The 14,127-nt window shown below is 51.8% G+C and carries 11 protein-coding genes; 10 read left to right on the forward strand and 1 reads right to left on the reverse strand.

Going from position 1 to position 14,127, the window contains the following annotated elements; genetic code table 11:
* Positions 1 to 330 precede the first annotated feature (330 nt).
* From fmt to trkA, 6 genes are read left to right on the forward strand one after another with little or no spacing between them, the layout of a single operon-like run.
* Complete coding sequence (gene fmt / locus NOC_RS15960; RefSeq protein ID WP_002813377.1) at positions 331 to 1,302, forward strand: methionyl-tRNA formyltransferase; 972 nt, start codon at positions 331 to 333, stop codon at positions 1,300 to 1,302.
* Between the two features lie 18 nt (positions 1,303 to 1,320).
* Entirely contained in the window at positions 1,321 to 2,628 is a 1,308-nt protein-coding gene (rsmB, locus tag NOC_RS15965; protein ID WP_002812502.1) for a 16S rRNA (cytosine(967)-C(5))-methyltransferase RsmB, read from the forward strand.
* Complete coding sequence (locus NOC_RS15970; protein WP_002812096.1) at positions 2,606 to 3,199, forward strand: DUF4390 domain-containing protein; 594 nt, start codon at positions 2,606 to 2,608, stop codon at positions 3,197 to 3,199. The genes rsmB and NOC_RS15970 overlap by 23 nt, the downstream gene beginning before the upstream one ends.
* A complete protein-coding gene (locus NOC_RS15975) occupies positions 3,163 to 5,364 on the forward strand; it encodes a sensor histidine kinase (RefSeq protein WP_002812317.1) in 2,202 nt (733 codons plus the stop codon). Before NOC_RS15970 ends, NOC_RS15975 begins: the two co-directional genes overlap by 37 nt.
* Positions 5,361 to 6,728: a sigma-54-dependent transcriptional regulator gene (locus NOC_RS15980; protein ID WP_011331128.1), complete on the forward strand. Its 1,368-nt coding sequence runs from the start codon at positions 5,361 to 5,363 to the stop codon at positions 6,726 to 6,728. Before NOC_RS15975 ends, NOC_RS15980 begins: the two co-directional genes overlap by 4 nt.
* 55 nt (positions 6,729 to 6,783) lie before the next feature.
* A complete protein-coding gene (trkA, locus tag NOC_RS15985; RefSeq protein WP_002811880.1) occupies positions 6,784 to 8,157 on the forward strand; it encodes a Trk system potassium transporter TrkA in 1,374 nt (457 codons plus the stop codon).
* A 107-nt stretch (positions 8,158 to 8,264) separates the two neighbouring features.
* Here trkA and uvrA read toward each other — a convergent pair whose 3' ends face one another.
* The gene (gene uvrA / locus NOC_RS15990; RefSeq protein WP_002813066.1) at positions 8,265 to 11,126 is read right to left on the reverse strand and encodes an excinuclease ABC subunit UvrA; all 2,862 of its coding nucleotides are present in this window, start codon (positions 11,124 to 11,126) and stop codon (positions 8,265 to 8,267) included.
* A gap of 62 nt (positions 11,127 to 11,188) precedes the next feature.
* On the opposite strand from uvrA, the gene NOC_RS15995 reads away from it, so the two are divergent.
* The 4 genes from NOC_RS15995 to NOC_RS16010 all read left to right on the forward strand — a co-directional run bounded on the left by NOC_RS15995 (position 11,189) and on the right by NOC_RS16010 (position 14,072).
* The gene (locus NOC_RS15995; RefSeq protein WP_002813824.1) at positions 11,189 to 12,607 is read left to right on the forward strand and encodes an MFS transporter; all 1,419 of its coding nucleotides are present in this window, start codon (positions 11,189 to 11,191) and stop codon (positions 12,605 to 12,607) included.
* Between the two features lie 24 nt (positions 12,608 to 12,631).
* Positions 12,632 to 13,123, forward strand: a complete 492-nt coding sequence (gene ssb / locus NOC_RS16000; protein ID WP_002813021.1) for a single-stranded DNA-binding protein — start codon at positions 12,632 to 12,634, stop codon at positions 13,121 to 13,123.
* A 117-nt stretch (positions 13,124 to 13,240) separates the two neighbouring features.
* Positions 13,241 to 13,573 (forward strand): IS630 transposase-related protein, encoded by a 333-nt coding sequence (locus tag NOC_RS16005; RefSeq protein ID WP_011330421.1) that lies wholly within the window; start codon positions 13,241 to 13,243, stop codon positions 13,571 to 13,573.
* A gap of 1 nt (position 13,574) precedes the next feature.
* Positions 13,575 to 14,072 carry an IS630 family transposase gene (locus NOC_RS16010; protein WP_011330422.1) on the forward strand — a complete coding sequence of 166 codons (498 nt, stop codon included), beginning with the start codon at positions 13,575 to 13,577 and terminating at the stop codon, positions 14,070 to 14,072.
* Positions 14,073 to 14,127: the final 55 nt, after the last annotated feature.

Here is a 14,127-nt window from a genome sequence, read left to right on the forward strand (position 1 = left end):
TTTGTGCTAGAAAGCCGATGGCTTGCTTGCGAGGTGTAGTGTATAAGTGCTTGGATGAGACTTTGCAAAGGTTACTTCGACCTCACATAGGTTCGTGCTCAAGAACAGTTTTAAAACCGCTTCTTAATTGAGGTAAAGGGTAACCCTCTATCTTCCCCCAGAATCTTCTTTCTTAATTGCTAGGGCCAACACCTTCTTAAGTTAGGCGCCAGGAAGGATAAAACGCAATTTTGGCTTTGTTGCATGCTAGGCGCTACCTGTATAGCCAAAAGTCAATAAATTAGCCCTACTCATCAACGTTACTACATTACCTAACGCAGATAATTCATCATGGCTGCACCGCCACATATCCTTTTCGCTGGAACACCGGTATTTGCCGCTATCATCCTACGCCGACTCCTTGAGGCCAAGTATCATATCGGGGCTGTTTATACTCAACCTGATCGCCCCAGCGGCCGAGGACGGCGGCCCACCCCAAGCCCAGTTAAAGACATCGCTATAACTCACCAGCTCCCCCTTTACCAACCGGCCACTCTAAAAGATAAGGGCTCCCAGGCTCAGCTTGCGGCACTGGCCCCAGATCTTATGGTTGTCGCTGCCTATGGTCTTATTCTGCCTGCAACGGTGCTTCAAATCCCCCCGCTAGGATGCATCAACGTCCACGCTTCCTTGCTGCCTCGCTGGCGTGGGGCTGCCCCCATTCAACGCGCCTTACTGGCCGGAGACAAGGTAACAGGCATTAGCATTATGCAAATGGACGCAGGCTTGGATACGGGCCCGGTGGTTCATACCGCCCGTTACCCTATACATCCAAAAGATACCGCTGCTACGGTCCATGACCAACTTGCCGAACTAGGAGCCGAAGCTTTACTGCAGTGCCTGCCTTCCTTGCTCGAAAAGAAAGCAAACATCGCTACTCTTCAGGACGAAAGCCAGGCATGCTATGCGCCCAAAATCCGCAAGGAAGAAGCCTGGCTCGATTGGTCTCAACCGGCAGTACTCCTTGAACGCCAGGTACGAGCCTTTAATCCTTGGCCCGTAGCGCAAACCCAGATCGGGGGGAAAACTTTGCGGGTATGGTCAGCGGCGGCTCTCGCTCAAACGGCCAACGCCCTACCTGGTACTCTCTTAGCAGTCCATAAAACAGGAATCGATGTAGCTACCGGCAACGGCACCTTGCGCCTGCTTGAAGTGCAGTTAGCAGGTAAACGAGTCATGACAGTCCAAGATTATCTCAATGCCCATACCCTCACTCCAGGTATCGTACTGGTAAAAAATCCAGGCAAAGCCAAATCACCTTAACTCACCAAAATACTGGCTGTGACTAAATCAGCAAATACTCGAATAATAGCAACCAGCGTGCTGGTGCGGGTGCTCGGCCAGGGGCGCTCCCTCACTGCGGTTTTGCCGCCAGCGATGGCGCATCTACCGGCGCGAGATCAAGCCTTTACCCAAACCTTATGCTATGGAGTTTTACGATGGCTCCCCCGGCTTGACTATCTGGCCCAGAAGATTTTACATAAGCCGTTACGAGCACGCGACAGGGATCTTTATGCCTTGCTACTTTTGGGGCTATACCAGCTAACGGAGCTAGGTATTCCCTCCCATGCGGCTTTGTCCGAAACTGTCAACGCCGCCGAAAGCCTGGGTAAGCCATGGGCTAAAAAAATGCTCAACGCAACCCTCCGGGCCTACTTACGCAATGAAACCGCCCTACAAACTCAGGTGACCGCCCATGAAACGGCCCACACCGCTCACCCTCAGTGGCTCTTGGACGCTATCCGCAATTCCTGGCCAGATCATTGGCCTCAAATTATTACGGCCAACAATAGCCACCCCCCTCTCAGTCTGCGTATTAACCGTCTCCAAAACAATCGGAAGAACTATCTGCAGGAACTGAAACGCAATGATATCAAAGCCTGGCCCATCCCCCATACGGAAAGTGGAGTCATACTAGAGCAGCCCTGCCAAGTCGCAACCTTGCCAGGTTTTCTTAAGGGCCAAGTTTCCGTCCAGGATGGTGCCGGACAGCGAGCTGCTCCTTTATTGGCCCTGACCCCAGGGCAACGCGTATTGGATGCTTGCGCAGCTCCTGGGGGCAAAACCAGCCATATTCTGGAGCTTGAACCTCAATTGGAGACCCTCATTGCTTTGGATTTAGATGCGACCCGCTTAGAGAGACTCAATAGCAATCTTAAGCGATTGCAACTGAAGGCTGAGGTGATCCAAGGCAATGCGCTGCAACCTGACACTTGGTGGGATGGAATCCCCTTTGATCGTATTTTGCTAGATGCTCCCTGCTCGGGTAGCGGAGTCATCCGCCGCCACCCCGACATTAAAGCACTAAGACGAGAAAGTGATATTCTTCCCTTGGCAACCCTGCAAAAGCGCTTATTATCGGCTCTATGGCCGCTGCTCGCGCCAGGAGGCATGCTGCTTTACTGCACTTGCTCCATATTGCCTATAGAGAACGAACAGCAGATTCGTGAATTTCTTCTTACCCACCCCGATGGGCAAGAGCGGCCATTGGATGTTCCGTGGGGCTTGCTGCAAACAGCTGGACGGCAACTATTAACTGGCATGGAAGAATTAGACGGGTTCTATTATGCCTGCCTGGAGAAGCGCTGAAACCAACTTCCCCTGGCGCCATCTCGGGCTAGCGTTTTTGGGCTTGCTGCTGGGCACCCAGTGTACCGCAAGCGAATCATTTAATATTCGTTCGGCTAGCACCCAGCTCGTTAAAGGCGTCTATCGTCTCCATGCCCAAATCGATTATCCTCTGAACAAAGAGGTAAAAACTGCTATCGAAAGCGGCATTCCTCTCATTGTCAATCAAGAAATTGAAGTCCTGCGGCTTCGATGGTGGCTCTGGCCAAAGACCATTAAACATATCATCCTTCGTTATCAGCTAAAATATCATGCCCTATCAGAGCAATTTGTCCTGACTTACCTAAACCAAGACACACAGCGAACCTATCCCAACCTGACCGCAGCTATCAAGCAGCTTAGTACAATTAAGCACTATCCATTGATTACCCGTGGAGAACTGGACCTTCACCACAACTACCGGATTCGCCTGAAAACAAGCTTGAGTATTAAGGACTTACCGGCCCCTATGCGGCCACTAGCCTATTTATCCCCCCAATGGTACCTAGACAGCCCATGGTTCAGTTGGTTACTCGAATCGCCAAACATCTAAACTACGGCTATATCCGTTACCTCACCTTGGGAGGACTGCTCCTGCTCTCTTTTTATCTGCTAGCTGCTGCCCTCGAAGATTCAGCTCATTTCGGCCGCCTTTACTTCATCGTACTTGGAGTTAATATCCTGGCCCTGTTGCTGCTGCTCTTTTTTATTGGTACTAATCTGATCCAGTTAATTCGAGGATACCGGGAACGCCAACCTGGTTCGCGGCTCACCGTGCGGGTAGCCGCCATGTTTATTTCCCTAACTTTCATTCCCTTGATCATTGTATTTTCCTTCTCATTACAATTTTTACACCGAGGCATTGAAAGCTGGTTTGATGTGCAAGTGGAAAAAGCCCTTGAAGATTCCCTAGAACTTAGCCGTACCGCCTTTGGAATTCGGATGCGGACTCTACTCAAACAAACCCAATTAATGGCGGCCACCTTAGCCGAATTACCCCTAGAGAAAGCGGCTTACAGCCTCCAGGAACTCCGCTATATTAGTGGCGCTCATGAGCTGACTTTGCTTAATACCCGCGGGCAAGTCATTACCTCAGCTACCCACGACCCTGAGACCATTGTCCCAGACCACCCCAATGATGTTATCTTATTTCAGCTCCGCCAAGGGCAAGATTATGTTGCCCTGGATCCCGTCGGGGACTCAGGACTGCATTTGCGGGCCGTGGTTAATTTGCCGGCTACGCGCACTGATACCGAAGCATTGATATTACAGGCTTTATTTCCCATAGCAGACCGATTAAGCACCCTGGCCGATAGTGTTCAAGATGCTTATGATCAATACAAACAGCTAGCTTACCTGCGCAGACCACTTATCTATAGCTTTACCTTGACACTCTCTCTAATCGTACTCCTCACGCTACTAGCAGCCGTATGGACAGCATTTTTTCTAGCACGGCGCTTAGCCTCCCCGGTAACGGATCTTGCCCAAGGCACCCGGGCCGTTGCTAGGGGCGACTACGATACTCAACTACCTTCCCACAGTCACGATGAATTGGGATTTCTCGTGGACTCTTTCAACCAAATGACGCGGCGTTTGAGTCAGGCCCGGGATTCTGCCCACGCTAGCCAGCAACAACTGGAGAAGCAACGGCGCTATTTAAAAGCCGTACTGGGTAGTTTATCTTCTGGGGTTATTACCCTGGATAATGCGCAACGGATTCGCACCGCCAATATTACCGCAGGAGAAATTCTCAGCGTAGATCTCCGCCGCTATACCGGACAAGTTCTAGAGAAGATCGCTCGCCATCATCCGGAAGTACAGGAATTTATCGAATTGCTCCACCCCTATCTAAAAAGCTGCCATCAGGAATGGCGCAAAGAAATCATCCGGCATCAGGAAAATGGCCGTCAATTTCTGATGTGCCGAGGCGCCCCCCTGCCAGGCGATGCCGGTCAAGTAATCGTATTTGATGATGCCACCGCCTTTGTCCAAGCGCAGCGGAACGCCGCATGGGGCGAAGTCGCCCGACGCCTAGCCCATGAGATTAAAAACCCACTCACGCCTATCCAGCTCTCCGCAGAACGGCTACGACGTAAATATCTTAAACTTCTGCCCACTGATCAGATCCAGCCCTTAGATCGATTAACCCATACCATTATTGCCCAGGTAGAGGCCATGAAAGAGATGGTGAATGCTTTTTCCGAGTATGCTCGCAATCCGGCCCTACAACAGCAATCATTGGATTTCAACAGCTTGGTTAAAGAAGTATTGGAACTCTACCGGGGTGATGAAAACAAATTATATATTGAGACCCAACTGGCTCCCCAACCCCTTTGGCTGCTAGCCGATCCCAGCCGTCTACGCCAATTGCTCCATAATTTACTCAAAAATGCACTTGAGGCTATGGCCAATTCTCCAAAAACTCCCCACATTACCGTCCAAACCCGCTACCGTGAAGACAAAAAAAGAGAGTGGGTAGAACTTCAAATTATCGATCAAGGCCCAGGCATCCCTCCTGAATTATATCAAAATCTATTTGAACCCTACGTTTCTACGCGTCCTAAGGGCACAGGATTAGGGCTGGCCATTGTCAAGCGTATTGTGGAGGAGCAAGGAGGCCATGTTGCGGCCAGAAATCCTCCCGGCGGGGGCGCATGTCTCATTATCCAATTGCCCTGCCAAACGGCCTCGCAACCCCTCTTGGAGATACACCGATGACAGTGCCCCATATTTTAGTGGTGGACGATGAACCTGACATTCGAATCTTGATTCGTGAAATTCTAGAAGACGAGAACTACCGGGTGAGCATCGCCGAAAATGGCACCACCGCCCGCCAAGTATGGCAAAACGATCCCCCTGACCTCCTCTTGCTGGATATCTGGATACCGGACATTGACGGTATTAGCTTACTGCGGGAATGGATTCAAGGCCACCCTAAGGGAGCACCCGTCATTATGATGTCAGGGCACGGTACGGTAGAAACCGCCGTCCAAGCAATCCGCCTAGGGGCTGTTGACTATATTGAAAAACCCCTTTCCATGGCCAAGCTACTGCTCACGGTGGAAAAAACCCTCGCAACCTCCTATGAGCTACCCTCTCCCAGCAAAATAGGCGAACGCTCCCCCCCCCTTCTAGAACCCGCGGGTAAGAGCCTGCTGATGACTAAACTGCGGGAACAGGCGCGGCGCATGGCAGACGACGAGGCCCCCATACTGCTCATCGGAGAGCCGGGAAGCGGCAAGAACCCATTTGCCCAATACCTTCATGCCGTTCGCTCTTCCAGATGCGAAGGCCCGTTTACTGCAGTCGATATTGCAAGTTTGAAACCAGAATCCCAAGATCTGGAGCTATTTGGGGAAAGCTTAGATCACCAAAATCAGCCAGGAATATTATTAGAAGAGGGGAGGAGAGGCACTGTATTTCTCAATGGGATAGAAGCGTTAAGCCCGATCAGTCAACGCCGACTATATGGCCTTATTGACACTGCCGCCTCTATGGGGACAATAACTTCAGAACAACGCTTTCCACGCTTGGTGGCCGCCACCAGCGTGGACCTGCTCCAACTTGTTGAAGCCGGCCGCTTTCAGGAAGATCTTTTCTATCAACTTAGCGTTTTACCTTTAGCTATTCCCCCACTCCGAGAGCATCCTGAAGATATCCCCGAATTGCTTAATTATTTTGTTAATCTCCTGGTGGAACAAGAAGGATACCCTTACCGCCATTTTAGCGTTGCCGCTCAAAACCGCCTCCGCAATTATAATTGGCCGGGAAATGTTCAGGAATTACGTAATTTAGTCCGGCGCTTGCTGATTATTGGCGGCGGAACAGAAATTGGTTTAGCTGAAGTTGAAGCCAGTCTAAAACCCATTTCGATCACGGGCACCCCCCTTTCCATTGATCTGGGGCTCCCACTACGGGAAGCCCGGGAACAATTCGAGCGGCTTTATCTGGAGCATAAATTACGGGAAACTGGAGGCAATGTGGGCAAGGCTGCAAAATTAGTCGAAATGGAACGGACCCATCTATACCGTAAACTACGGGCTCTGGGAATTGATGCTAAGCAGTTGGGAAATCAAGAGTAATTAACCAACTTACTTAGTAACAAACAATGTAAAAATAGACAAACTGGCTGTTTCCATGAAAATCATTATTTTAGGTGCAGGCCAAGTAGGCGCCTCGGTAGCGGTTAATCTAGCCAGCGAAGCTAACGATATTACCCTCGTGGATACCAATGGCAAATTACTGCAAAGCCTCCAGGATCGTTTAGATATCCGAACCGTACAAGGCTGGGCCTCCCATCCCGATGTCCTTGCTCAAGCCGGCGCTGAAGACACGGATATGATTGTGGCAGTCACTAGTAGCGATGAAACCAATATGATTGCCTGTCAAATCGCCTATAGCCTGTTTCATACCCCCACCAAGGTGGCCCGGGTCCGCGCCGCCGGCTATTTAGCCTATCCAGAGTTGTTTTCCACCAAAACCTTACCTATCGACGTGCTAATCAGCCCGGAGCAACTGGTCACTGATTATATTAAGCGCTTGATCGATAATCCAGGTACTTTTCAAGTCCTGGACTTCGCCGATGGAAGGGTCCAATTAGTGGCGGTAAGAGCCTATTATGGCGGTTTACTGGTCGGCCACCAGCTCCGGGAATTATCCGAACACATCCCCGGCGTAGAGACTCGGGTAGCGGCCATCTTCCGCCAAGACAAGTCCATTTCTCCTCAAGGTAGCACGGTTATCGAGGCAGATGATGAAGTGTTTTTCATTGCCGCGCAAAAAGACATTCCTAAAGTCATGGGGGAACTGCGCCGCTTGGACAATCCCTATAAGCGGATCATGCTCGGTGGTGGCGGCAGCATCGGCCAGCGCCTAGCTCAAGCGCTGGAAGAGCACTATCAAGTTAAAATCATCGAAACTGATCCTAAACGGGCACGAGTCCTCTCTGAGGAGCTCCATAAAAGCATCGTCCTGCAGGGCGATGCAGCTAGTGAAGAACTCCTGCTAGAGGAGAATATCGAAGATACGGATATTTATTGCGCCTTAACCAACGATGATGAAATTAACATTCTTTCCGCCATGCTTGCCAAACGGCTAGGCGCTGGCAAAGTTATGTCCTTAATCAACCGGGCGGCCTATGTGGATCTGGTGGAAAGCGGGGCTGTGGATATTGCTGTCTCCCCCCAACAGGCTACCATTAGCAGCTTGCTGGCTCACATCCGCCATGGCGATGTGGTGGCTGCCCATTCTTTACGCCGGGGGGCAGCCGAGGCGTTGGAAGCTGTAGCCCATGGAGATCCTTCTTCCTCCAAAGTCATTGGCCGGGCCATTGAAGAGATCAAGCTCCCGCCGGGCACCACTATCGGCGCTATTGCGCGAAATGAAGAAGTGCTGATGGCCCACCACGATACAATCATTGAATCCGGCGATCATGTCATCTTATTTTTAGTAGACAAGCACCACGTCCCGGATGTGGAGCGTTTGTTCCAGGTAGGCTTTACTTTCCTCTGACACTCCCCGTCCGCCGCGGTACGCGCTTACCTGCCTGCCGCAGGCAGGTATCACCGCCCGATTGGGCGATCCTTTACGCGCTATTTGGTAATTGTTAAAACGCACGATCATGGCTTTGCTGCTACCGGGGATTGGCCTCGCTTGGCCTTGGGTAAAATCCGAGCCAGATAACGTCCAGTATAGGAAGCTTGGCAGGCAGCCACCGTCTCAGGCGTCCCGGTAGCGATAATCCTTCCTCCCCCTTCCCCTCCCTCGGGACCCAAATCGACAATCCAGTCAGCCGTCTTGATGACATCCAAATGGTGTTCAATGATCACAATGGTATTGCCCCCATCCCGCAACCGCAATAATACTTGGAGAAGCTGGGCAATATCATGAAAATGCAACCCCGTGGTCGGCTCATCTAGAATGTACAGAGTCCGCCCCGTATCCCGCCTGGCTAGCTCTTTCGCCAGTTTGATCCGCTGGGCCTCGCCGCCCGAGAGGGTAACTGCATTTTGCCCTAGCGTGATATAGGAGAGTCCCACCTCTAGCAAAGTCAGCAGCTTTCGGGCTACTGCCGGAACATTGGCAAAGAAATCCTGCGCTTCTTCCACCGTCATTGCTAATATTTCATCAATACTTTTGCCCTTATAGCGAATCTCCAGGGTTTCCCGATTATAGCGTTTGCCCTGGCAAACATCGCAGGCCACATAGAGATCGGGAAGAAAGTGCATCTCTACCTTGATTAGCCCATCACCTTGGCAAGATTCGCAGCGTCCTCCCTTGACATTAAAACTGAAACGACCCGGCCCATAGCCCCGAGAGCGAGCCTCATGTGTGCCCGCGAATAGGCTGCGAATAGAAGCAAAAAATCCAGTATAAGTGGCCGGGTTGGAACGGGGCGTGCGGCCAATGGGATTTTGATCGATAGCGATCACCTTATCCAGATGTTCCAAGCCCTCAATGCTTTCATAAGGGGCAGACTCAACCGAGGCTCGATGAAGAATTCGAGTCGCCGCCCGCAACAGGGTGTCATTGATTAAGGTGGATTTACCCGAGCCGGAAACTCCTGTGATACAGGTCATCGCTCCTAGGGGAATATCCAAATCCACCTGATCCAGATTATTGCCATGAGCCCCCCGTAAAGAAAGCAGGCGGGAAGTATTGAAGGGCACCCGCTGGCAGGGCATGGGGATTTCTTTCTGTCCCTTGAGATACTGCCCAGTCAAGGAAGCCGGATTAGCCATAATCTCTAGCGGCGTGCCTTGGGCCACGATCTCCCCCCCATGCCTGCCCGCGCCAGGACCCATATCAATCACCTGATCAGCCGCCCGGATCGCCTCCTCATCGTGCTCCACCACAATGACTGTGTTGCCCCGATCGCGGAGGCGGATCAAGGTCTCCAGCAACCGCTGATGATCCCGCTGATGCAAACCAACAGAAGGCTCATCCAGAATATACATCACTCCCACCAAACCGGCTCCAATCTGGCTGGCCAGTCGGATTCGTTGGGCCTCGCCACCGGAGAGGGTCTCCGCGCGCCGATTCAAAGTTAAATAACCCAACCCGACATTGATCAAGAAGCCTAGCCGGTCTTGGATCTCCTTGAGGATTGGGTTTGCAATGGCCCCTCGGCGACCCGGTAAACATAGCTGGGAAAACAAGCTCTGCGCCTGCCCTACAGGCAAGGCGGTGATTTCAGGCAGACTATAATCCGCCACGAATACATGGCGCGCCTCCTGGCGCAGCCGGGTACCCTGGCATGCCGGGCAAACCTGCACGGCTAAATAGCGAGCCAATTCTTCTCGCACCGCCGAGGTCTCGGTCTCCCGGTAATGGCGCTCCATATTGGGAATCACCCCTTCGAAAGCATGGCGGCGGATAGTCTGCTTGTCTTGGCTATCGAGATAACGAAAGGTAATTTTCTCCTGGCCACTGCCGTAAAGTACTACCCTGCGTACTGCTTCGGGCAAATCTTGGAAAGGGAGGTCTACCTCAAAGCCATAGTGCCGGGCCAGGGAAAGAATCATCTGGTAGTAATAAGCATTGCGCCGATCCCAACCCCGAACCGCGCCCGCAGCCAAACTCAACTCAGGATGGGCCACCACCCGGGAGGAATCAAAAAACGGCTTTACACCCAGCCCCTCGCAACTAGGACAAGCGCCCTTGGGGTTATTAAAGGAAAATAACCGGGGTTCCAATTCGCTTAAAGAATAGCGACAAACGGGGCAAGCCAAGTGGGCGGAAAACACTTGCTCCGCTAGGGCCGATTCCTCCAAAGAAGCTACCCGAGCCAAGCCATCGGATAACTGTATGGCCGTCTCGAAGGACTCCGCCAGGCGCAATTGGAGATCAGGGCGGACTTTGAAACGATCCACCACTGCCTCGATGGTATGTTTTTTATTACCATCCAGTTGAGGCGCTTGCTCCAGCTCTACCACTTCACCATCAATCCTGGCCCGGATAAAGCCCCGCCTCAGCAGATTCTCCAGCACTTGCAGATGCTCTCCCTTGCGCCCTTCCACTATCGGCGCCAGCAACATGTATCGCCCTCCTTCCGGAAGGCCCAAAACCTGATCCACCATTTGACTCACCGTCTGGGCCGCCAGGATAATCCCATGCTCCGGGCAACGGGGCTCGCCGGCGCGAGCATAGAGCAAGCGCAAATAATCGTAGATTTCGGTGATGGTGCCGACGGTGGAGCGGGGATTATGGGAAGTGGATTTTTGCTCGATGGCAATGGCCGGGGAAAGCCCTTCCATATGATCTACATCGGGCTTTTCCATAAGGGAGAGAAACTGGCGAGCATAGGCCGAGAGAGACTCCACATAACGGCGCTGCCCTTCAGCATAAAGCGTATCAAAAGCCAGAGATGACTTTCCTGAACCCGACAGCCCGGTAATAACGATTAACCGTTCCCTGGGCAGATCCAGATCAATGTTCTTCAAATTATGGGTCCGCGCCCCACGGATGCAAATCCGATTCATAGCCTTTCGCCTATCAGCGATAAAACTTGGTAATATACGCGGTTAAATCTTGATGAAGCAAAATGAAGCAAAATAAAGCAAAACGCCGATTCACCTTGGGGATGACGCTTTTAGAGCGCCGCAGCCTCTTCTCCCTGGCTGGCATCTATTCCCTGCGTATGTTGGGATTATTTCTAATTCTGCCGGTCTTCTCCCTCTATGCCCATGATCTCCAGGGCGCTACCCCTGCCTTGATTGGCCTGGCCCTGGGCGCCTATGGGATTACCCAAGCACTGCTCCAGATTCCCTTCGGTTTACTCTCTGACCGTATTGGGCGCAAACCGATCATCACTGCTGGCCTGATCTTATTCGCCCTTGGGAGCATTGTGGCCGCTATGGCCGACACCATCGCCGGAGTCATCATTGGCCGGGCACTGCAAGGTACCGGCGCTATTGCGGCGGCGGTTATGGCGCTGGTGGCCGATCTAACCCGGGAAGAGCAGCGGACCAAGGCCATGGCTTTAATTGGCCTCTCTATTGGCATGTCTTTTGCCGTTGCCCTGGCAGCAGGACCGGTACTCAACCAGTGGATCGGGGTACCGGGACTGTTCTGGCTGACCGCCATTCTAGCGGTCTTAGGAATCGCCGTGCTTCACCTAGGTGTTCCCCAGGTAACAGCACCCCGTCACCACCTGGACGTGGAACCCGCGCCTCAGCAGTTTCTCCGCGTGCTGGGAGATTTTCAGCTGATGCGCCTAGCGTTGGGAATCTTTTTTCTGCACCTTCTGCTGACCGCTAGCTTCGTGGTCCTGCCCATTAGTTTACGGGATGAAAGTGGTCTTGATCCTGCTTATCATGGTTATGTTTACCTGCCGGTATTGGTGACTTCCATCATCGCCATGGTGCCCTTTATCATTTTGGCGGAAAAAAAACGCCGCATGAAAGAAGTGTTTATTGGCGCAGTAGCGGTGCTGGGCTTGGCGGAATTGGCCTGGCGCTTCTTTCATCCCTCTCTGGCAGGCACTATCGTTGCTTTATGGCTGTTCTTCACTGCCTTTAATCTGTTGGAAGCCACCTTGCCCTCTCTGGTCTCTAAGCAAAGCCCCGCCGGAAGTAAGGGTACCGCCATGGGAGTTTACTCCACCTGCCAATTTCTGGGGGCCTTTGTAGGCGGCTGGGCCGGCGGAGCCGTTTACGGGTATTTTGGCTTTGAAGGGGTCTTCACCTTTTGTGCTGGCATCGTAGCCTTGTGGCTAATCTTTGCCGCCACCATGGAGCCGCCCCAATACTTGCGCAGTCAAACCCTTTCTATCGGAAAAGTGAATCCTGATGAGGCTCAGCTTCTGGCGAAACGCCTTGCCCAAGTCACCGGCGTTGCCGATGTGGTAGTAGTTGCCGAAGAAGGGATAGCCTATCTCAAAGTGGATGATGAACGGCTGGATAAAGCTGCTCTTACTGAAATTGGGCCAGAGCAGATGCAATCGACTCAACCTTCAATATAGCCTTACAGCAGGAGAAAATTTATCATGGCATCAAGGGGCGTTAACAAAGTCATCCTGGTAGGTAACCTGGGGCGCGATCCGGAAGTTCGTTATACCGCCAGCGGCGGAGCCATTGCCAATATCACCCTAGCGACTTCAGAAACCTGGAAAGATAAAACCACCGGCGAGCAGCAAGAGCGTACCGAATGGCACCGGGTGGTATTCTTCGGTCGCCTGGGGGAAATTGCCGGGGAGTATCTAAAAAAAGGCGCCAAAATTTATGTGGAAGGCCGCCTCCAAACTCGTAAGTGGCAGGGCCAAGACGGTCAGGACCGTTATACTACCGAGATTGTCGCCAGCGAAATGCAAATGCTGGATCGGGCCACAGGTGGTAGCGCCCCCTATAACGAGGATAATAGCATGCCAAGAGGAGGAACCGCGGGACACCCTCCTCACTCCCCATCCAGCCCTCAACCCCGGCCTTCAGCTCCCCCCTCCTCTAGCAATGACGATTTCGAGGATGATATTCCCTTTTGACCCGGATATAAGGCAAACGGTAAAGTTTGCTTCGTTTAATTTATATCTAACCGCTTGATTTATATCTAAATTTATAAATATTGAGACATTTGTGTTATATTCATTCATACTGTTGTGATGAGATGTTCAATTGATTTGCGCAAACGAGTAATCGATTTTGTAAGGGGCGGTGGAAGCAAGGCGGAAGCGGCCCGGAGATTTCAGGTAGGCCGCGCGAGCATTTATCGCTGGTTGTCGCAGGATGATGCGCTGTGTTACGAGCGTCCCGGCCCTCGCCGTTCACACAAGCTGGACTGGGAGGCTTTACGGGTCCATGTGGAAGACAAGGCTGCTCTCACCTATAAAGAACGCGCCCGGCATTTTGGCGTTTCGTATTACTGTATTTGGCATGCGATGCACAAAATGGGGTTAACCCGTAAAAAAAATGACGGGGTACACGCAGCGCTGTAATATGAAAAGAAAGAGCTTTCTTCGCCTTCGTGAACGCTATCGCCGCCGCGGCAAAAGATTTGTCTATCTTGATGAAAGCGGTTTTGAGCCGGAGGTTTCCCGTCGTTACGCTTACGCTCCAAAGGGGCGGCGTGTTTATGGTCTGATCTCCGGTCATCGCAGACCGCGAACCTCTTTATTGGCCGCCCGTATGGATGAAGGCTTTGAAGCGCCGTTTCTATTTGAGGGAACCTGTAACACGGCTGTGTTCAATGCATGGCTGGAAAAAGAGCTTTGCCCCTTGCTCAACAGCAACCACATTGTCATCATGGATAATGCTCCGTTCCACAAAGCCGTTTCTTCACGTGAAATCATCAAAAAAACAGGGGCGGGAATTTTATTCCTCCCCCCTTATTCCCCTGACTTTAACCCCATAGAAAAAGACTTCGGAAATATCAAAAAAATCAGAGAATACAACGAACATGAAACCCTTGAGAATATCGTTGCAGCGTATCAGTAATTATAGATTTAGCTATAATAATTAAATAATAATAAAGAGTCTTCAGCGACCGTAA

Source organism: Nitrosococcus oceani ATCC 19707 (assembly GCF_000012805.1).
Classification (GTDB): Bacteria; Pseudomonadota; Gammaproteobacteria; order Nitrosococcales; family Nitrosococcaceae; genus Nitrosococcus; species Nitrosococcus oceani.